Origin of the sequence: Rhodococcus cerastii, from assembly GCF_033042195.1 — a bacterium.
In the GTDB taxonomy this organism is placed as follows: domain Bacteria; phylum Actinomycetota; class Actinomycetes; order Mycobacteriales; family Mycobacteriaceae; genus Rhodococcoides.
Map to the genome: position 1 here is coordinate 304,275 of NZ_JAWLKF010000002.1, position 19,762 is coordinate 324,036.

Here is a 19,762-nt window from a genome sequence, read left to right on the forward strand (position 1 = left end):
CAAGCCGGGTGGGAATCGGCACCGAAGTACTGGTGAGCGTTCAGGAGAGGACGCGCGTTGCCAGTGAGGAGATCGGCCATGAGTTTCGGCATGGACAGGCTCGAGGACGTTGTGCCCCGCGCCGTTGCGGGAGATCGACTCGCTCTCGAACAGGTGCTGGTGTTGATCCAGCCACCGGTTCGCCGATACTGCGCAGCTCGCATCGGGAATCTCGACGTCGCCGCGGACGATGTGGTGCAGGAGGTCTGCCTCGCACTGGTCACCGCCATTCCCAAGTACCGCGACATGGGGAAGCCCTTCATGGCGTTCGTGTACGGGATCGCCGCGCACAAGCTGGCCGACGCAGGTCGTAAATCGGTTCTGCGACAGTCGTTCTCGATCGACGAGATGCCGGAGGAGCAGTCCACCGATGCCGGGCCGGAGCAGCTGGCGCTCGGCGACGAACTGCGTAGCCACACCCAGGCATTGATGGACACCCTGCCGACGAAGTACCGCAAGATCATCCTGATGCGAGTCGTGTGGGGAATGACGGCACCGCAGACCGGCGAAGCACTCGGAATGACGGCCGGAGCCGTGCGAGTGGCCCAGCATCGCGCGATGAACATGCTGCGCGCCGAGCTGTCGAACTTCTCGCTGCTGGCGGCGCGCGCAGTCGCCTGACAAACCTCGCCGGCGGGACTCCGGGGTCGAATGTCCGAATCGCCGGACTGAGTAACCGTAGCTACATCTTTCCAAGACATAGCGGCAACGTGGCGGTTCTACGTTGTTGAACCATGACCGCCGTACAGCCTGCGCCGACAGACACCGCGCTGAAAGAGACGCTCGAGGACTACACGCTGCGCTTCGCGCCGCGTAGCTACCGCAAGTGGGGTACCGGTGTCGTCGCGACGTCAGCGCTCGGCGGCATCGCGTATCTCGCGGACTTCGCCATCGGTGCCAACATCGGAATCTCCTACGGAACCGGCAACGCGCTCTGGGGCATCCTGGTGTTCGCCGTCGTGATCTTCCTGACGGGACTTCCGCTCGCCTACTATGCCGCCCGCTACAACATCGACCTCGATCTGATCACGCGGGGAAGCGGTTTCGGATACTACGGATCGGTCGTCACCAACGTCATCTTCGCGACGTTCACGTTCATCTTCTTCGCGCTCGAAGGCTCGATCATGGCGCAGGGACTCGAACTCGGCCTGGGCATCCCGTTACCCATCGGCTACGCGGTGTCCACGATCATGGTCATCCCGCTGGTCATCTACGGCATGAAAGCCCTTGCCAAGCTTCAGGTCTGGACCACTCCGCTGTGGCTGGTGCTGATGGTGCTGCCGTTCGTCTACCTCGTGTTCAGCAATCCCGATTCGGTCGGCCAATTCCTCGCCTACGGCGGTCAGGACGGTGCCGACGGCAAGGGGGTCAACATCGGATCGGTGATGCTCGCGGCCGGCGTGTGTCTGTCGCTCATCGCGCAGATCGCCGAGCAGATCGACTACCTGCGTTTCATGCCGCCCAAGACTCCCGAGAATTCCCGACGCTGGTGGACCGCAGTACTTCTCGCCGGACCGGGCTGGGTCATCTTCGGTGCGCTCAAGCAGGTCGTCGGACTGTTCCTCGCCGTGTACCTGATCGCCAACGTGGTCGACGGATCCACCATAGCCAACGAGCCGGTGCACCAGTTCCTGGAGATCTACGAGAACTTCATGCCGGGCTGGCTCGCCATGACCCTCGCGGTGATCCTGGTCGTCATCAGTCAGATCAAGATCAACGTCACCAACGCGTATTCCGGGTCGCTGGCGTGGACCAACTCCTACACCCGCATCACCAAGACCTACCCGGGGCGCATGGTCTTCGTGCTCTTCAATCTCGCGATCGCGCTGATCCTGATGGAAGCCAACATGTTCAGCTTCCTCAACGACATCCTCGGCTTCTACGCCAACTGCGGTATCGCGTGGATCGCCGTGGTGGCGTCGGACATCGTCTTCAACAAGTACATCCTGAAGCTCTCACCCAAGGTCCCCGAGTTTCGACGTGGCATGCTCTACAACATCAATCCGGTCGGCTTCGGATCGATGGCGGCGTCGGCCATCCTGTCGATTCTGGTGTTCTTCGGGGCATTCGGACCGGCGATCAAACCGTACTCGCCGATCGTGGCCCTCGTTCTGGCACTGATACTTCCGCCCATCCTGGCGGTGGCAACCAAGGGCAAGTACTACCTGCGTCGTACCGACGACGGCATCGATCTGCCGATGTTCGACGAGCACGGCAACCCGTCCGACGCACTCGTGATGTGCCACGTCAGCGGTATGGAATTCGAGCGACCCGACATGATCGCGTCCAACGTGCCCGGGCCCAACGGGGAGAAGCAGTACATCAGTTCACTGTCGCTGAGCACCGACAAGACGGGGGAGCACATCCTGCCCCCGCAGTAGCGACTTCGTCGCAGGTGAGCGGAAACTCGTAGTGGGGCCCGAGTTTCCACTCACCTGGCGAGTCAGCGTCCTCGGAACTCGGGATCGCGACGCTCGAGCATCGCGTCGACAGCCTCGGAATGATCCTCGGTGTGGTGTGCGATGGCCTGATAGGCGGCGGAGAGTTCGAGCAAGGATTCCAGACTCTGCTGCTGGCCCTCGCGCAACAATTTCTTCGTCATACGCAGTACCTGCGGTGGGTTGGCCGCCACACGCCGAGCCAGTGTGTGGGCAGCGTCGAGCAGATCCTCGGGCTCGACGACCCGAGAGACCAGGCCCCATTCCAATGCCGTAGCGGCGTCGATGGCCTCGCCGGTGAACGCCATTTCGCTCGCCCGTGCCATGCCGATGGCCCGGGGGAGCAGCCACGCCCCACCGTCTCCGGGAATGATGCCCACCTTGGCGAAACTCTCGGCGAATGTCGCAGTGGTCGAGGCGATTCGGAGATCGCACATCAAGGCCAGATCGCAGCCTGCTCCGATGGCAGGGCCGTTGACCGCGGCGATCGTGGGAATCTCGCAGTGATACAACGCCTTCGGGATTCGTTGGATGCCGTGGCGGTAGCCCTGCCGCAACTCGGCCGGGCTACCACCGAACATTCCCTGCTTGTCCCGCATGTGCTTGACGTTCCCGCCCGACGAGAATGCCGAACCGGCACCGGTCAGGACGGCAACCCTGATCGATGGATCCCCGTTCGCGTCGGCGATCGCGGCCTCGAGGGCGTCGATGGTCTCCGCCTCGGAGATGGGATTACGGGCCTGGGGGTTGTTCAACGTCCAGACGACCACGTCGCCTTGTCGTTCGGTAAGAACAGGTTCTCTCACGGTCGGGCCTTTCGTTGCTTGGCCGCAGTGGCGCGGTTAAGTGCCGCCTGGGGCACATAACCACACCACTGCCGCAGGCACTCAGATGGTCCGCGTCAGCCTCTCGGCCAGCAGACGGGAGAACTTCGCCGGGTCCTTGAGCTCGGTGCCTTCGGCCAACAAGGCCGTCGCATAGAGCAATTCGGCGGTCTCGGCGAGGTGCGGATCGTCACTGCGATCCTCGCGGGCCTTCTTCAGTCCCGTCACCAGGTCGTGGGTCGGGTTGAGTTCGAGGATCCGCTTGGAGGTCGGCACGAATTGTCCCGACGCCTTGTACATCTTCTCGAGCTGCGGGGAGAAGCTGAACTCGTCGCCGACGACGCAGGCCGGGGACGTGGTGAGCCTGGTGGACAGGCGCACCTCCTTGACGTCCTCGCCGAGGGTCTCGGTCAGCCAGGTGAGCAGGTCGGCGAACTCCTTGTCCTGCTCCTCGCGCTTGGCCTCTGACTCCTTCTTCTCCTCTTCGGTGTCGAGGTCCACCTCGCCCTTGGCGATGGACTGGAACGACTTTCCGTCGAAGTCGGTGACGTTGCCGACCCACACCTCGTCGACCGAATCGGTGAGCAGCAGCACCTCGAGCCCGCGAGCCTTGAAGGCCTCCATGTGCGGAGAGCTCTCGATCTGCTGACGGGATTCGCCCGTCATGTAGTAGATCTGCTGCTGGCCGTCCTTCATCCGGTCCACGTACTCGGCGAGGGTGGTGAGCCCCTCCTCGGAGTTGGTGGACGCGAACGAGGAGATGCCCAAGAGGGTTTCGCGGTTGTCCGAATCCGAGATCAGGCCCTCCTTGAGGACCGTGCCGAACTGCGACCACAGCGTCTTGTACTTGTCGGGCTGCTCGCTCTGCAGTTCCTTGACCGTCGAGAGGACCTTCTTGGTCAGGCGTCGACGGATCGCGCGGATCTGCCGGTCCTGCTGCAGGATTTCGCGAGAGACGTTGAGCGAGAGGTCCGCCGCGTCCACAACACCCTTGACGAAGCGCAGGTACTCGGGCAGCAGTTCCTGCGAGTCGTCCATGATGAACACGCGCTTGACGTACAGGTGCACGCCGGCCTGGCTCTCGCGCATGAACAGGTCGAACGGTGCCTGCGACGGAATGAACAGCAGCGCTTGGTATTCGAACGTGCCCTCGGCCTTGAACGGGATGACCTCGAGCGGCTCGTCCCAGGCGTGGCTGACGTGCTTGTAGAACTCCTTGTACTCTTCCTCGGACACCTCGTCCTTGGAGCGGGTCCACAGAGCCTTCTGAGAGTTGATCGTCTCCGTCTCGATCGTGACGGTGTCCTCGCCGCCCTCTTCTTCACTCTTGACGCGCTTCTCGACGTCGATGCGAATGGGCCAGGCGATGAAGTCGGAGTACTTCTTGACCAGTTCCTTGATCTTGCGCTCGGACGAGTAGTCGTGGAGGTGGTCCTCCTCGTCGGCGGGCTTGAGGGCCAGCGTCACCGACGAACCCTGCGGGGCGTCGTCGACGTCGGTGATCTCGTAGGTGCCCTCGCCGGTGGACTCCCACTGGGTGGCCGTGCTCTCGCCCGCCTTGCGGGTGAGCAGCGTGACCTTCTCGGCCACCATGAACGTGGAGTAGAAGCCGATGCCGAACTGGCCGATCAGTTCTTCGGAGGCGGCCGCGTCCTTGGCTTCCTTGAGCTTCTTGCGAACCTCGGCGGTGCCGGACTTGGCCAGCGTGCCGATGAGGTCGATGACCTCGGCGCGCGACATGCCGATGCCGTTGTCGCGGATGGTCAGCGTGCGGGCCGCAGCGTCGATGTCGATCTCGATGTGCAGATCCGAGACGTCGACGTCCAGGTCCTTGTTGCGGTACGACTCCAGGCGCAGCTTGTCCAGCGCGTCCGAGGAGTTCGAGATCAGTTCACGGAGAAAGCTGTCCTTGTTGGAGTAGATGGAGTGCACCATCAGATCCAGGAGCTGACGCGTCTCCGCCTGGAATTCGAGCTGTTCGGTACTCAATGTCTCCCCTTCTAGCAGCAAAACCGACGCGAATATTCTACGGCAAGACTACGGGTGAGCTGCGAAGACGTCGGCGCCGCCTACTGTGGTGGCCGTGACGAAGACGAAGTTCGTTCTGGGAGCAACGGCAGCACTGAGCGGGGCCTGGTTGGCGCGTGCGCTGTGGGGTCTGCCGTCGGCCATCGGTGCCCGACGCGTGCACATCACTCCGTATGCCGCCGGGTCTCCGCGATACCGCGATCGCCGGTTCCACAACTCCGACCCGAGCTCGAGCTACGTACCGGGGCGCGGCGAGAAGGGACAGCAGAACATGTTCGTCTCGCTGATCACCGAACGCGGCAAGGGCAGGCCGCAACGCCCGATTCCGTTGGCACCGCCGATCGCGCCGGTGGACGCGGGCGAGCTGGCCGTCACCTGGTACGGCCACTCGAGTGTGCTCGTCGAGGTCGACGGCTATCGCGTCCTCGCCGATCCCGTGTGGAGCAACCGGGTGTCCCCGTCCTCGGTGGTGGGCCCGGCACGGCTGCATCCGACGCCGGTCGAGTTGGTCGACCTACCGACGGTCGACGCCATCGTGATCTCCCACGATCATTACGACCATCTCGACAAGGCGACGGTGCAGAAGCTGGCGAGTACACAGTCGGCTCCGTTCGTCGTGCCGCTCGGCATCGGCGCTCACCTGCGTAAGTGGCGGGTGCCCGACGAGCGCATCATCGAGCTGGACTGGGACGAGCAGACGAACATCGGCGGCCTCACCGTCACGTGCACCGAGGCTCGGCATTTTTCCGGCCGCGGTCTGACCCGGGACTCGACGCAGTGGGCGTCCTGGGCCTTCGCCGGTCCGATTCGACGCGTCTTCTTCGGCGGCGACACCGGCTACACACCGAAGTTCGCCGAGATCGGCAGCAACTACGGCCCCTTCGACCTGACGCTGCTGCCCGTCGGGGCCTACGACGCCCGGTGGCCGGACATCCACATGAATCCCGAGGAAGCAGTCACGGCGCACATCGACCTGACGGCGTCGGGCATCTTCGTTCCGATTCACTGGGCCACGTTCAACCTCGCCTTCCATCCGTGGTCCGAGCCGATCGTGCGGCTGCATGCCGCTGCGCAGGACGTCGGTGTGCAGGTGGCAGTGCCGATGCCGGGCCAGCGCATCGACGGCACCCGAACCCTGCACGACGATCGCTGGTGGTCTCGGCTCGGCTGAGCGGGTTTAAGCTGCACGCATGTCTATCGAGGCCGATGCTCAGCGGGACACCGGGCTGACCGAGGCGGAGGTCGCCAGGCTCAGGGCCGAGGGAAAATCCAACGACGTTCCGGCCCGTGCTTCTCGGTCGGTTCGCGACATCGTCCGCGGCAACGTGTTCACCCGAATCAACGCGATCCTCGGTGTGCTGTTGATCATCGTGCTCTCGACGGGCTCGGTGATCGACGGCATGTTCGGGCTGTTGATCGTCGCGAACAGCGGCATCGGCATCGTGCAGGAGATTCGCGCGAAGCGCACGCTGGATCGGCTGGCCATCGTCGGACAGAACAAGCCTCAGGTTCGACGCGACGGCGTCTCGAAGCAGATTCCCCCCGACGAGGTCGTGCTCGGCGACATCGTCGAACTCGGTCCCGGTGATCAGATCGTCGTCGACGGTGAGGTGATCGAGAGCGCCAGCCTCGAGGTCGACGAGTCGTTGCTCACCGGCGAGGCCGACACGGTGCACAAACTCGAAGCAACGCAGGTGCTGTCGGGAAGCTTCGTGGTCGCAGGCAGTGGGGCGTACCGTGCGACGAAGGTGGGCCGAGATGCGTACGCGGCCAAGCTCGCCGAGGAGGCCAGCAAGTTCACGCTGGTCAAGTCCGAGCTGCGCAGCGGTATCGACAAGATCCTGAAGTTCATCACGTACCTGATGATTCCGGCGGGCGCGCTGATCATCTACAACCAATTGTTCTCCAGCGGTCAGGCTTTGAAGCCGGCCCTCAACGGTATGGTCGCCGCGCTCGTTCCGATGGTGCCCGAGGGCCTGGTGTTGATGACGTCCATCGCGTTCGCGGTGGGCGTGATCCGACTCGGTCAGCGGCAGTGCCTGGTCCAGGAGCTGCCTGCGATCGAAGGCCTCGCCCGCGTCGACGTGGTGTGTGCGGACAAGACCGGAACCCTCACCGAGAACGGTATGCGGCTGTCCGAGTTGATGCTGATGGACGAGCACGATTCCGACTCCGTCACAGCGGCTCTCGCATCTCTGGCGCACGACGATCCGCGGCCGAATGCGAGCGTGCAGGCCGTCGGCGAAGCGTATCCGGACGCGCCCGGGTGGACGCAGAGTGCCGTGGCCCCGTTCTCCTCGGCCAAGAAGTGGAGCGGACTGTCCTACGGCGACCACGGGAACTGGCTGCTCGGTGCACCGGACGTGTTGCTCGACGCCTCCTCCGACATCGCTCGTCGCGCCGAGGAAACAGGCTCGCGTGGCCTACGGGTGTTGTTGCTCGCCAGCTCGGACCGCTCGGTCGACGACGACGAGGCACCCGGTGTGGTGACACCGCGTGCGCTGGTGATTCTCGAGCAGAAGGTGCGCGAGGATGCCCGAGACACGTTGGAGTACTTCGCAAGCCAGCACGTCGAGGTCAAGGTCATCTCCGGCGACAATGCCGTCTCGGTCGGTGCGGTCGCGGGTTCGCTCGGGCTGCCTGGCGGCGACGCCCCGATCGATGCGCGTGATCTGCCCGAGGACTCCGAGAAGCTGGCCGACGCCGTGGCGTCCTCCACCACGTTCGGTCGGGTCCGGCCCGATCAGAAACGGGCGATGGTGGGCGCGTTGCAATCTCGCGGCCACACGGTGGCGATGACCGGCGACGGCGTCAACGACGTGCTCGCACTCAAGGACGCCGATATCGGCGTCTCGATGGGTTCGGGGAGTGCGGCCACCCGAGCCGTCGCGCAGATCGTGTTGTTGGACAACAAGTTCGCCACGTTGCCCTACGTCGTAGGGGAGGGGCGACGCGTCATCGGCAACATCGAGCGTGTGTCCAATCTGTTCCTCACCAAGACCGTGTACTCGGTGTTGCTGGCGTTTCTGATCGGGCTCTCGGGTGTGCTCTCCCAGATCTTCCACTTCGAGCCGATTCCGTATCCGTTCCTGCCCCGGCACGTGACGATCGCGGCATGGTTCACCATCGGAATCCCGGCGTTCGTTCTCTCGCTCGCGCCCAACAACGAGCGGGCGCGCAGCGGATTCGTTTCGCGGGTGATGCGGCTGGCCGTCCCGTCCGGTCTGATCGTCGGCTCGTGCACGTTCGTCTCCTACCTGCTGGTCTACGCAGGCCCCAACGCCAGCGAGACCCAGGTGACGCAGGCCAGTACCACCGCGCTGATCACGTTGATCATGATCGCGCTGTGGGTGCTGGCCGTCGTCGCGCGGCCCTACAACTGGTGGAAGATCCTGCTGCTCGGTGGGTCGGTCGGTGGCTATCTGCTGCTGTTCGCAATCCCGTTCTGCCGCACCTTCTTCAAGCTCGATCCGTCGAACGTCGGAGCCACCACCAGTGCCTTGATCATCGGCGGCATCGGTATCGCGCTCGTCGAGGTGGCTCATCGATTCGGATCGGTACTACGCAATCGGCAGAACGAAACGTAGGCTTCCGGGTGTTCCGTTGCACCCGACCGGCAGGAGAGTTTCATGGGCTTCGCAGACAATTTGAAGGGCATGGTCGACAAGGGCAAGGACCTTGCGGCCGAGAACTCGGACAAGATCGACGACGTCGTGGAGAAGGCGGGGGACTTCATCGACAACAAGACCGGCGGCAAGTACTCCGACAAGGTCGACAAGGTTCAGGACGCAGTCAAGAAGGCGATTCCGGACAAGTAGGACCTTTCGGTCTCCCGCATCGGTGATCGTGGCCGTCGGTCGTACCCCGGGGTGCGGCTGACGGCACAATCGTCGGGGTGGACGGACCGATTCTTCTTCTCGTAGTCATCTTCGCGATCGCAGTCGCCGGTTTCGCCAGGCGCATCGATCTGCAGGTCCCGCTCGTCCTGGTCACCGTCGGCTCCATCGCCTCGTTCGTTCCCGGGGTGCCGCACGTCAGCCTGTCGCCTCAGCTGATCCTCGGCGTGGTGCTTCCGCCGCTGCTGTACTCCGCCGCGCTGGATTTCTCGTTCGTCACGTTCAGGCGAAACCTCGGTCAGATCCTTCGGCTCGGACTGGTCATGGTGATCGTGACGACGGTGGCCGTCGGCTGGTTCGCCAATCTGCTGATCCCGGAGCTGACCTTGGGTGCGGCTCTGGTCCTCGGTGCCGTCGTCGCCCCGCCCGACGCAGTGTCCGCTGTCGCCGTCGGCCGCAAGCTCGGTCTGCCCGCGCGGATGATGGCGATCCTCACCGGCGAGTCCCTGGTGAACGACGCGGCCGCGTTGACTCTGTTCACCCTGGCCGTCGCGTCGGTGACGGGCAGTCGAATCGAACTGGGCTCACCGGTGCTGTTCTTCCTGTACGAGATCGTCGGCGGTGTGCTGGTCGGATTCGTCCTCTCGCGCCTCGTTCGTTTCGTCCGCAATCGCATCGCGGACTCGGCGCTCGAGACTGTGCTCGGACTCGTCCTACCGTTCGCGGCCTATCTGGCGGCCGAGGAAATTCATGCCTCCGGTGTGCTCGCCGTCGTCACGGCAGGCTTCGTTCTGGGCCGCGTCACTGCCGACGTCTCGGTGTCCACGAGGGTTCAGGAACGGCAGGTGTGGCCAACTCTGGATCTTCTGCTCGAAGCATTCGTGTTCGCCTACATGGGTTTACAGCTGAAGTTCGTCATCGAAGAGGTTCAGCGTGAGGGGTTGCCGGTCCACCACGTGTTCGCCTTTGCGGTGCTGGTGCTCGTCGCGGTCATAGCGGTGCGTCCAGCGTGGATCTTCGCAAACTCCGGTCGAGACATATTGCTTCGTAAGCTGTTTCGACGATCTGCGACCGGTGAAGCCGGATTGACGTGGCAGCAGAACCTCGTGCTCTCGTGGGCGGGCATGCGTGGGGTGGTCACGCTCGCTGCGGCGGCCGGTGTGCCGCTGACCACCGTGCTAGGCGACGAATTCCCCGGTCGCGCAGTGATTCAGGCCGTGGCCTTCGTCGTCGCGGTCGGGACGTTGCTGCTGCAGGGGCTGACGCTTCCGCTGCTGATCCGTCGACTCGACGTCGCAGATCCACTCGAGCAACAGCGCAACGACAATCAGCGGCTGCTTTCGCAGGCCATCGCCCGTACCGCGGCGGAGGACTATCTCCAGCGCGCGGCGAAGGACGGAATTCCAGGAGTGGACAGCGAACGTGTCGCGGAGGTGATCGAGCGCGTCCGACGCTCGGTGCGCGCTCGATTGGATGCAGACGAGACCGAGGATCGCGAGAAGCGGATCGCGGCGGCAGGGGCGTTGTTCGATTCGCTGCGGCACAACGTCCTGGTCGCGCAGCGGGCGGCGCTCATCGCGGCCCGCGACTCGGGGGAGTTGGAGGACGAAGCTCTGCGGGCAGTGTTGAATGGCTTGGACGTGGAAGAAATTGCGGCGGAAGCCCGCATCGCACGACGCACGACGTAGACGAACGCAATGTAGGAGCGCAGAGACAGTGAGGTCGACCGGACCGGTGGTCGCCGCGGCACTGGTGTTCGCCCTTGCCGCGTGCAGCACTCCCGCCGCCGAATCGGTCGACCCGGCCCCCGTGCAGTCCGCGGGCTCCGCTCCGGCACCCGAGGGCTCGGAACGCGGTGAGATCGTGTCGTCGATGCTGCTCGGTCAGGTCGACATCGGGGTCGCCTACCTCGGCGCGACCGCCACGAAAATCGTCTACCGCACCACCGACGGGGTCACCGGAGGCGGAACGGAAACCTCGGGAACGGTGTTCGTGCCCAAAGGGTCTGCGCCGCCTGGAGGCTGGCCGATCGTCTCCGTCGGGCACGGAACCACCGGCGTCACCGACGAGTGTGCGCCCTCGCTGTACCCGAATCTGTTGGGCACCATCGGCCTGGTGACGCCGTTCCTCGAACGCGGCACAGTGGTGGTGGTGACGGACTACCAGGGCCTCGGAACGGCGGGTGATCCCGCCTACCTCGACCGGGACGCCGCAGCGTACGACGTCATCGACGCGGTCCGCGCGGCCCGCAACGTGGTCCCCGACGTCGGCACCAGGTGGGGTGCAGTGGGCACCTCCCAAGGCGGACAAGCAGTCTGGGCGGCAGCCGAGCGCAACGAGAACTACGGCGGCGGTCTGCAACTGGTCGGAGCCGCGGCGCTCTCGCCCACGGCTGATCTGACGCGATTCTTCGCGCCCGAGACCGAGCAGAGCGTGCCGCGTCAGCTGCTGGTGCCGTATCTCTACGAGGGTCTGCGCACCGCGGATCCGAGTGCCGAACGCTCCGACTACATCCGCGGCACGTTCGCCGACAACGTGACCGCACTGACCGCCTGCAGTGACCTGCTCGGCTTCTCCAAGGCCGACGCCGGAGCCGTCCTCGATCCGGCCGATGCTCTCCCGGACTCCGAGGAGGCGTCGGATCGGATGACGCGGTGGCTCGAATCGGTGGCGCTACCGACCACTCGCACCGGGGTACCGCTGATGGTCCTGGTCGGCGAACGCGACGACCTCATCGATCCCCGGTGGACCCGCGACGCGGTAGCGCGGGCCTGCGCACTCGGCGACGATGTCGAGCTTCGCTCCGAACCGGAGCAGGGCCATGCCGAACTGGCCGCCAACGGCATCGGAGTCGACTGGCTCGTCGAACGCTTCCTGAACGTGCCCACCTCGACCACGTGCGCGCGATGACCGCGGCACTGGCGGCACTGGCGGTGATCGTGGCCGTGATCGTCTCGGTGATCGCCGTGATCAGCCTGCGCGGTCGACGTGACCTCACCACACCTGCCGAGCGGGCCGTCCACGCCACCCTGCACACCGCCTCGCTGGCGGCCAAGCCGTTGCGCGACGGTCTCGACGCTCGTTCGGCCGCCGCCGCCGCGCCGCATCTGCGGGTGCTGACGGGTGCGGACGCACTGGGCATCTGCGATCCCGACGGTTCGCTGCTGGCCTGGGACGGGCCGTGGGACGAGCTGACACCGGCATTCGTCGAGGCGGCGAAGCGGGCGGTGGACGGGCAGCGGCGCGTCCTGGTACGTCTGCCGCTCGGGTCGATCCACGAGGTCAGAGCGCTGGTGGTGCAGCCGTTGGTCGTCGACGAGTCTCCGGTGGTCGGGGTGTTGGGGGCCGCTGTCGTGGCCGAGCCCGGGCCCGGCATGCTCGGTGCCATCGCCGAGGTCGCGCGCTATGCGTGCGGGCAGATCGAGCTCGCCGAACTCGATGCGTCGAGGGCGCGGTTGGACCGAGCCGAGGTGCGGGCCCTGCGCGCACAAATCAGTCCGCACTTCATCTACAACGCATTGGGCACGATCGCGTCGTTCGTGCGGACCGACCCGGATCGGGCGCGGGAGCTGGTGCTCGAGTTCGCCGACTTCACCCGATACTCGTTCCGCAACGCAGGAGAGTTCACAGTGCTCGCGGACGAGCTGCGCAACATCGATCGGTACCTGACGCTCGAACGTGCCCGCTTCGGCGACTCCCTGCAGGTCACGTTGCAGGTCGCGCCCGAGGTGTTGGGCGTCGCCCTGCCGTTTCTCGCGCTGCAGCCGCTCGTCGAGAACGCCGTCCGGCACGGCCTGTCCGGTAAGGCCGACGGCGGCCGCGTGACGATCATCGCCGCCGACGAGGGCACCGACGCGGTGATCAGTATCGAGGACGACGGTGTGGGGATGGACCCCGAGGTGTTGCGCTCGGGAAGCCTGCACACCGAGGACGCGGCCCATGTCGGATTGGCCAACGTGGACGATCGGCTGCGGGCAGCCTTCGGAAACGACTACGGTCTCGTAGTGGACACCGCACCGGGCGCAGGCACCAAAGTGAGCATGCGGGTGCCCAAATTCAGGCCGGGAGTGCGGGCATGACTCAGGCTGCCAAAGACAACCCCGGCCGCGGATTGGTCGTCCTCGCCGTCGACGACGAGCGCCCGGCGCTGGACGAACTCGCGTTTCTGCTGCGCCAGCAGGAGACCGTCGCCGAGGTATTCACAGCGCAGGACGCCACCACTGCCCTACGGCAGATCCAGAACACCGCCGCCCCGGGGCAACCAGTGGTGGACGCGGTCTTCCTCGACATCAACATGCCCGGGCTCGACGGTCTCGAACTGGCCGGCATCCTGTCGGCATTCGCGCGGCCCCCCGCGGTCGTGTTCGTCACCGCCCACGACGACCGAGCACTGGCTGCCTTCGACCTCGGTGCCGTCGACTATCTGCTCAAGCCGTTGCGGGAGGATCGGCTCACCGAGGCGCTGCGCCGGGTGCTGCTCGCGCGGCGTCGACCCGCTGAGTCCGCGGACACCTCGGCCGACGAGGTCATTCCCGTCGAACTCGGCGGAACCACCACCCTGGTGCACCGGTCGTCGGTCGCGTGGGTCGAAGCCGACGGCGACTACGCGAGACTGCACACCTCCAACGGCTCACACCTGGTGCGCATACCCATCTCGGCTCTCGAAAGTCGTTGGGCCGATGCCGGATTCCTGCGTGTGCACCGCTCCTACCTGGTCTCGCTGCGGTTGGTCACGGGGATCCGCAGCGTCGGTTCTGGTCTGGTGGTGTGCCTGCGGGCCAGCGGGAACCTTGCTGCCTGCGAACTGCCGGTGAGCCGACGGCACGCCAGAGAACTCAAGGACAGACTGGTCCGCGGTCCGTTGCAATCGTGGTCGTCTCGGTGACGAGGGATCGGCAGTGAGCCAGCCGCACCGACAACGGGTGGTGCTCTCGCAACGTCGCGGCGCACGGATGGTGCGCACCCGCGTCGAAGTGCAGGAGCAGACCGAGGTCGGCGACGCCCTGGTTCGCAGCCTGGTTCGCGCGCAGCTGTTGCTGTCGGTGCGCCTGGCGGTGATGACGCTGTCGATTCTGTTCGCAATTCCGTTGCTGGGCATGCTCCTCGCCCGCTTCACCGACGTCGCGCCGTTCGGTATCGGTCTGCCGTGGTTGGTGCTGGGGGTGGCGATCTATCCATTGCTGTTCGGTGTCGGCTGGGTGTACACGCGTCGAGCCGAACGCAACGAGCAGGACTTCACCGCCTTGACCGATGATTGACGTCGCCGAGGGATCAGAGGGCGTTCAGTGTCATGTACGTGCCGAGGCCCAACAGGATCACGGCCAGAACGAGGCCACTGTGCGCAATGAATCCGTCGACGATCGCGTTCAGTGGCCGGCGGGCACGGTCGCGGAAGACGAGCAACGCGAGTGCGGGTGCCGCGACACCGACGCTGGACACCACCACGAACACCACGAGAGCCGCCGCTTGGACGGCCACGGCCGAGGATGCGTCCACGATCACCGCCACGGCCGACAGTGCGATGACCACACTCTTCGGATTGACCGATCCGAGGAGGAACGCGGTCGCGAATGCCCTGCCACCGTCGAGGCGACGTGCTCTGTCCACCCATCCCGGTTCCTCGCGGGCCGGGCCGTGTCGTACGCGCTCGATCAGCTTGCGGGCACCCAGGATCAGCAGAGCGACGCCGAGCGCGATTCTCAACCACCGCACCCAGGCGGACGAGTCCGAGGCCACCACCGCGGTGTCCACGACCACCAAGCCCGCCGTCGCGACGACCGTGACGCCGACCAGCCATCCGGCGGTGAACCGAGCGAGCACGGAACCGGTGTTGAGTGTGGCCAGGGCGGCAGCCATTGCCGTGGTGGGCAGGTGTGCGATCAGCGCCCCGGCCGCCAACGGAAGACACGCAGAGACGGCTGCCGTCACGGACATCAGGTGGCGCTCGTCCACTGCATCGGTAGATCGTCCCACTGCACCACCCGAGATGTCGTCGATTTCGCTACCGTCCGCGAAGTGCGCCGTTCCCGTGCAGGGCATGGCGAGCAGGGGCGGATTCGGTGAACGGGTCCATTCCGATCGCGACGGTGATCGCATTGCTCGCGGCCGCGCTGGCCACCGTGGGCATCGGTATCTACGGAGTTCGGTTGGCACGCACCACCTCCGACTTCCTGGTGGCCTCGCGAAGCGTCGGTCCACGCTGGAACGCCGCCGCCATCAGTGGTGAATACCTTTCCGCTGCATCGTTCCTCGGGGTTGCCGGGCTCATCGCGAAATACGGAGCCGATGCGCTGTGGTACCCGGTAGGGTTCACCGCCGGCTACCTGGGTCTGCTGCTGTTCGTTGCGGCTCCGCTGCGTCGAAGCGGCGCGTACACGGTGCCCGATTTCGTCGAATTCCGGCTCGGCGCACCATGGTTGCGCACCGTGGCGATGCTGGTGGTCGTGGTCATCTGCGCGCTGTACCTGGTGCCGCAGTTCCAAGGCGCAGGCCTGACGCTGAACATTCTGTTGGGGGTGCCGGGGTGGGTCGGGGCCCTGGCGGTGGGGCTCATCGTCATCGCGAACGTCGTCGGCGGTGGCATGCGCTCGATCACCTTCGTCCAGGCCTTCCAGTACTGGCTCAAACTGACCGCGATCGCCATCCCGGCACTGGTGCTGGCCGTGCACTTCTTCGCCGACGACCGTAGCGTCGGCAGCCCCGCCCCACCGACCGTGTCCGAGCAGACCGTCGTCGACATCACCACCGACGTTCTCGTGCAGGTCGATTCGCCGATCGTCGTGTCGGTGGCGGGAACCCTCGACGACGAGAGCGTCGACGGGCGAGTCCTACTGGACGCAGGCGAACATCGGTTGGGCTCGGGCACGTTGCTGACGCTCGACGCCGGATCGCCCGTTCCCGTCGTCGCAGGCGCGCCGACCACCGACCGAGCGTGGGCGATGCCCGGCGGGGGACTGGGCGGAGCGCATCCGCTCTATCAGGTTTACTCGCTGATTCTGGCCACGTTCCTCGGAACCCTCGGCCTGCCGCACGTGCTGGTGCGGTTCTACACCAACCCGGACGGCCGAGCGGCGCGGTTGACCTCGCTCACCGTCCTGGCGTTGCTCGGCATGTTCTACCTGTTCCCGACGGTGCTCGGCGTCTTCGCCCGGCTGTACGTGCCGCAATTGCTGATCACCGGAGCATCCGACGCCGCAGTGCTGCTGCTGCCCGGCTCGGTGCTGTCCGGAATACCGGGCCAACTGCTGGCCGCGCTCGTGGCCGCCGGTGCCATCGCGGCCTTCCTGTCGACCTCATCCGGTCTGCTGGTCAGCATCGCCGGGGTGCTCAGTACCGACGTTCTCTCGGGCAAGGTCCGAGACTTCCGCGTCGCCGCGATTCTCGCCGGTGCCGTGCCGTTGGCGCTGTCGATCGGCGTTGTCTCCCTGGACCTCTCGCGCACCGTCGGGCTCGTCTTCGCCGTCGCCGCGTCCACCCTGTGCCCCCTGCTGGTACTGGGCATCTGGTGGCGCGGACTCACCGCGGCTGGAGCGGCAGCCGGACTGTTCCTCGGCGGCGGCATTTCCCTCGTCGCCGCGTCGATCTCCGTCGTCACCCCCATCTCCGACGGCGTCCTCGGCGGCTGGGCGGCAGCGATTCTCGGCTACCCCGCCGCCGTCAGCGTGCCCGTCGCCTTCGCCGCGATGATCGCCGTCAGCCTCGCCACCCGAAAAACCGTACCGTCCGACATCTCCCGCATCTTCGCGCGACTGCACCTGCCCGAAGGCCTCGACATGGGCAAAGATCGCGAGCGCGAACTCTGAGACCGCTGGGTCATTCCGCAGGCTCCACTCCCTCACTGGGTCATTCCGCAGGCTCCACTCCCTCACTGGGTCATTCCGCAGGCTCCACTCCCGCCGCCGCTCAACTGCCATTCTCGACCGCTCGTCGCACACTCCCGCTTCCCATCGTGTGATCGACACCACCTCCTGATTTTGTGACCTGACTCTCATTACTGTTCCGATTCAGCTACAGCTCACATCTACTTCAGGAGTCCAAGGTGACCGCACCGGAAACCAATTCGCCACCGGACGCGCAAGCGTTCGTCGACATGCAGGCCAGTCCAGAGTTCCAGGAACTTCGGCGTCGTCTGCGTAGCTTCGTGTTCCCGATGGCCGGGTTCTTCCTGGTCTGGTACGTCATCTACGTGCTGCTGAGCACCTACGCGGTCGACTTCATGTCGACCAAGGTGTGGGGCAACATCAACGTCGGGCTGCTGCTCGGCCTCGGCCAGTTCGTCACGACGTTCGCCATCACGGGCATCTACGTGAAGTTCGCCAACCGTGAACTCGATCCTCGCGCCGCAGCCCTGCGCGCCGAGATGGAAGCCTCCCAGGGAGCCAAGTCGTGACCACATCGCTGATTCATTCCGCAGGCTCCACTCATCTACTAGCCCAGGCCGCCGATACAACAGTCGGTGAACCGCTCGTCAACATCGCGATCTTCGGTGCGTTCGTCATCATCACGATGGCCGTCGTCATTCGAGCATCGAAGAAGAACGCGACCTCCGCGGAGTTCTTCACCGCAGGCGGCGGATTCTCCGGACCGCAGAACGGCGTCGCGATCGCCGGTGACTACCTCTCGGCAGCAAGCTTTCTCGGTATCGCCGGTGCCATCGCCGTCTACGGCTACGACGGCTTTCTGTACTCCATCGGCTTCCTCGTCGCCTGGCTCGTCGCGCTGCTCCTCGTCGCCGAATTGCTCAGGAACACCGGCAAATTCACGATGGCGGACGTACTGAGCTTCCGGCTCAAGCAGGGCCCGGTTCGCACCGCGGCCGCGCTGTCGACCCTGACCGTCTCGCTGTTCTACCTGCTCGCTCAGATGGCCGGTGCCGGCGGACTCGTCGCACTGCTGCTCGACATCTCCGACCGCACCGGACAGTCCATCGTCATCGCGATCGTCGGTGTGCTGATGATCGCCTACGTGCTCATCGGCGGCATGAAGGGCACCACCTGGGTCCAGATCATCAAGGCCGTTCTGCTCATCGCGGGTGCGGCGTTCATGACGGTGCTCGTTCTCGCCAAGTTCGGCCTTAACTTCTCCGAACTGCTCGGCAGCGCCCAGACCATGGTGGCCGGATCGGCCAACGAGGCTGTCGCAGCCCGTGACGTCATCGAGCCAGGTGCCCAGTACGGCGGCAGTGCCACCTCGAAGATCAACTTCCTCTCGCTCGGTATCGCACTCGTGCTCGGCACCGCGGGTCTGCCGCACGTGCTGATGCGCTTCTACACGGTGCCCACCGCCAAGGAAGCTCGTCGCAGCGTCGTGTGGGCCATCGCGCTCATCGGTGCGTTCTACCTGTTCACCCTGGTGCTCGGCTACGGTGCCGCAGCGATCGTCGGACCCGACCGCATCCTGGCCTCGGCCGGCGGTCAGAACTCCGCGGCTCCGCTGTTGGCCTTCGAGCTCGGCGGCGTGATCCTGCTCGGCGTCATCTCGGCGGTTGCCTTCGCGACCATCCTCGCCGTGGTCGCCGGCTTGACGATCACCGCCTCGGCGTCGTTCGCTCACGACATCTATGCGAGCGTCATCAAGAAGGGCAAGGTCGACGACAAGAAGCAGGTCAAGGTCTCGCGGATCACCGCCGTCGTCATCGGCGTCCTGGCCATCGGCCTCGGCATCCTCGCCAACGGGCAGAACATCGCCTTCCTGGTGGCACTCGCGTTCGCCGTTGCTGCGGCCGCGAACCTGCCGACCATCCTGTACTCGCTGTTCTGGCGTCGCTTCACCACCACCGGCGCACTGTTCAGCATGTACGGCGGCCTGATCTCGACGATCGTGCTGATCATCTTCTCCCCGGCCGTCTCCGGATCGCCGACGTCGATGGTCCCCGGCTCGGACTTCGCCTGGTTCCCGCTCTCCAACCCCGGCATCGTCTCGATCCCGTTGGCATTCATCCTCGGCATCGTCGGAACACTGATCTCGAAGGACACCGAGAACACCGACAAGCAGGCCGAGATGGAGGTTCGCTCCCTCACCGGTATCGGTGCGGAGAAGGCCAGCGCTCACTAGTCGATAGCAGGTTCCACCGAAAATGTCCGTGTGAGCAAGGCCTCACACGGACATTTTTCGTGTAGCGGTTACCATCCCTGCTGTGGCCAAGCTGAAGGTTTCCCTCGACGTCCCACTCACCCCCGAGCAGACGTGGGCGCACGCGTCCGATCTGTCCGGATACGAGCAGTGGCTCTCCATCCACGAAGCGTGGCGCGGTGAGCTGCCCGAGCAGCTGGCCGTGGGCACCACCTTGGACTCCGTCGCCAGCGTGAAGGGCATGCGCAACCGGGTGTCCTGGAAGATCGAGTCCTACGACCCGCCGAAGAAGCTCGAGCTCGAGGGCAAAGGTAAGGGCGGGGTCAAGATCGGCCTGAACCTGTCCGTGAAATCCAAGGGTGACGGCTCCGAGATCACCATCGACGTCAACCTCGGCGGCGCGCCGCTGTTCGGTCCGATCGGGTCCGGCGTCGCACGCGCTCTCAAGGGCGACATCGAGAACTCGCTGAAGACGTTCGTCAAGATCTACGCCTGACGCGGCAGGGGTGGAGCCTGTGGAACGACC

The 19,762-nt window shown here is 65.2% G+C and carries 17 protein-coding genes; 14 read left to right on the top strand and 3 right to left on the bottom strand.

The annotated features are described in order from the left end of the window. Positions 1 to 78: 78 nt before the first annotated feature. Positions 79 to 660 carry an RNA polymerase sigma factor ShbA gene (shbA, locus tag R3P93_RS05755; protein WP_068051103.1) on the top strand — a complete coding sequence of 194 codons (582 nt, stop codon included), beginning with the start codon at positions 79 to 81 and terminating at the stop codon, positions 658 to 660. A gap of 113 nt (positions 661 to 773) precedes the next feature. Then, positions 774 to 2,420 (top strand): purine-cytosine permease family protein, encoded by a 1,647-nt coding sequence (locus tag R3P93_RS05760; RefSeq protein WP_149405081.1) that lies wholly within the window; start codon positions 774 to 776, stop codon positions 2,418 to 2,420. Between the two features lie 62 nt (positions 2,421 to 2,482). Here the strand turns inward: R3P93_RS05760 and R3P93_RS05765 are convergent, their stop codons facing one another. Both R3P93_RS05765 and htpG read right to left on the bottom strand, forming a co-directional pair. After that, positions 2,483 to 3,283, bottom strand: coding sequence for a crotonase/enoyl-CoA hydratase family protein (locus R3P93_RS05765; RefSeq protein ID WP_317532601.1), 801 nt, complete (start codon positions 3,281 to 3,283; stop codon positions 2,483 to 2,485). Positions 3,284 to 3,364: 81 nt separating this feature from the next. Beyond that, positions 3,365 to 5,290 (bottom strand): molecular chaperone HtpG, encoded by a 1,926-nt coding sequence (gene htpG, locus R3P93_RS05770; protein WP_317532602.1) that lies wholly within the window; start codon positions 5,288 to 5,290, stop codon positions 3,365 to 3,367. A gap of 94 nt (positions 5,291 to 5,384) precedes the next feature. Here htpG and R3P93_RS05775 point away from each other — a divergent pair, with 94 nt between their 5' ends. From R3P93_RS05775 to R3P93_RS05810, 8 genes are all read left to right on the top strand, one after another. Next, complete coding sequence (locus R3P93_RS05775) at positions 5,385 to 6,500, top strand: MBL fold metallo-hydrolase (RefSeq protein ID WP_094686777.1); 1,116 nt, start codon at positions 5,385 to 5,387, stop codon at positions 6,498 to 6,500. 19 nt (positions 6,501 to 6,519) lie between these two features. Further along, positions 6,520 to 8,916 (top strand): cation-translocating P-type ATPase, encoded by a 2,397-nt coding sequence (locus R3P93_RS05780; protein WP_283347148.1) that lies wholly within the window; start codon positions 6,520 to 6,522, stop codon positions 8,914 to 8,916. 42 nt (positions 8,917 to 8,958) lie between these two features. Then, complete coding sequence (locus R3P93_RS05785) at positions 8,959 to 9,147, top strand: antitoxin (protein WP_068051116.1); 189 nt, start codon at positions 8,959 to 8,961, stop codon at positions 9,145 to 9,147. A gap of 77 nt (positions 9,148 to 9,224) precedes the next feature. Then, a complete protein-coding gene (locus tag R3P93_RS05790; protein ID WP_317532603.1) occupies positions 9,225 to 10,853 on the top strand; it encodes a Na+/H+ antiporter in 1,629 nt (542 codons plus the stop codon). Between the two features lie 28 nt (positions 10,854 to 10,881). Then, positions 10,882 to 12,075 (top strand): alpha/beta hydrolase, encoded by a 1,194-nt coding sequence (locus tag R3P93_RS05795; protein ID WP_317532604.1) that lies wholly within the window; start codon positions 10,882 to 10,884, stop codon positions 12,073 to 12,075. Then, the gene (locus tag R3P93_RS05800; RefSeq protein ID WP_094639800.1) at positions 12,072 to 13,244 is read left to right on the top strand and encodes a sensor histidine kinase; all 1,173 of its coding nucleotides are present in this window, start codon (positions 12,072 to 12,074) and stop codon (positions 13,242 to 13,244) included. Before R3P93_RS05795 ends, R3P93_RS05800 begins: the two co-directional genes overlap by 4 nt. Beyond that, positions 13,241 to 14,050, top strand: coding sequence for a LytR/AlgR family response regulator transcription factor (locus R3P93_RS05805; RefSeq protein ID WP_094639503.1), 810 nt, complete (start codon positions 13,241 to 13,243; stop codon positions 14,048 to 14,050). The genes R3P93_RS05800 and R3P93_RS05805 overlap by 4 nt, the downstream gene beginning before the upstream one ends. A 67-nt stretch (positions 14,051 to 14,117) precedes the next feature. After that, positions 14,118 to 14,423 carry a hypothetical protein gene (locus R3P93_RS05810; RefSeq protein ID WP_231893895.1) on the top strand — a complete coding sequence of 102 codons (306 nt, stop codon included), beginning with the start codon at positions 14,118 to 14,120 and terminating at the stop codon, positions 14,421 to 14,423. Between the two features lie 13 nt (positions 14,424 to 14,436). On the opposite strand, the gene R3P93_RS05815 is transcribed toward R3P93_RS05810, so the two are convergent. Then, positions 14,437 to 15,204, bottom strand: coding sequence for a GAP family protein (locus R3P93_RS05815; protein ID WP_317532605.1), 768 nt, complete (start codon positions 15,202 to 15,204; stop codon positions 14,437 to 14,439). A gap of 20 nt (positions 15,205 to 15,224) precedes the next feature. Here R3P93_RS05815 and R3P93_RS05820 point away from each other — a divergent pair, with 20 nt between their 5' ends. The 4 genes from R3P93_RS05820 (at position 15,225) to R3P93_RS05835 (ending at position 19,732) form a co-directional block, all read left to right on the top strand. Continuing rightward, positions 15,225 to 16,967 (top strand): sodium/solute symporter, encoded by a 1,743-nt coding sequence (locus tag R3P93_RS05820; RefSeq protein ID WP_317532606.1) that lies wholly within the window; start codon positions 15,225 to 15,227, stop codon positions 16,965 to 16,967. A gap of 287 nt (positions 16,968 to 17,254) precedes the next feature. Next, a complete protein-coding gene (locus R3P93_RS05825; protein ID WP_032378306.1) occupies positions 17,255 to 17,554 on the top strand; it encodes a DUF485 domain-containing protein in 300 nt (99 codons plus the stop codon). Then, positions 17,551 to 19,218: a solute symporter family protein gene (locus R3P93_RS05830; RefSeq protein ID WP_262498252.1), complete on the top strand. Its 1,668-nt coding sequence runs from the start codon at positions 17,551 to 17,553 to the stop codon at positions 19,216 to 19,218. The genes R3P93_RS05825 and R3P93_RS05830 overlap by 4 nt, the downstream gene beginning before the upstream one ends. Before the next feature lie 82 nt (positions 19,219 to 19,300). Further along, entirely contained in the window at positions 19,301 to 19,732 is a 432-nt protein-coding gene (locus tag R3P93_RS05835) for a type II toxin-antitoxin system Rv0910 family toxin (protein ID WP_317532607.1), read from the top strand. Positions 19,733 to 19,762: the final 30 nt, after the last annotated feature.

Coding starts and splice junctions, on each gene's coding strand:
- R3P93_RS05805 (WP_094639503.1), top strand. CDS start 13,241: ATGACTCAGGCTGCCAAAGACAACCCCGGCCGCGGATTGGTCGTCCTC.
- R3P93_RS05800 (WP_094639800.1), top strand. CDS start 12,072: ATGACCGCGGCACTGGCGGCACTGGCGGTGATCGTGGCCGTGATCGTC.
- shbA (WP_068051103.1), top strand. CDS start 79: ATGAGTTTCGGCATGGACAGGCTCGAGGACGTTGTGCCCCGCGCCGTT.
- R3P93_RS05780 (WP_283347148.1), top strand. CDS start 6,520: ATGTCTATCGAGGCCGATGCTCAGCGGGACACCGGGCTGACCGAGGCG.
- R3P93_RS05810 (WP_231893895.1), top strand. CDS start 14,118: ATGGTGCGCACCCGCGTCGAAGTGCAGGAGCAGACCGAGGTCGGCGAC.
- R3P93_RS05815 (WP_317532605.1), bottom strand. CDS start 15,204: ATGCCCTGCACGGGAACGGCGCACTTCGCGGACGGTAGCGAAATCGAC.
- R3P93_RS05825 (WP_032378306.1), top strand. CDS start 17,255: ATGCAGGCCAGTCCAGAGTTCCAGGAACTTCGGCGTCGTCTGCGTAGC.
- R3P93_RS05785 (WP_068051116.1), top strand. CDS start 8,959: ATGGGCTTCGCAGACAATTTGAAGGGCATGGTCGACAAGGGCAAGGAC.
- R3P93_RS05760 (WP_149405081.1), top strand. CDS start 774: ATGACCGCCGTACAGCCTGCGCCGACAGACACCGCGCTGAAAGAGACG.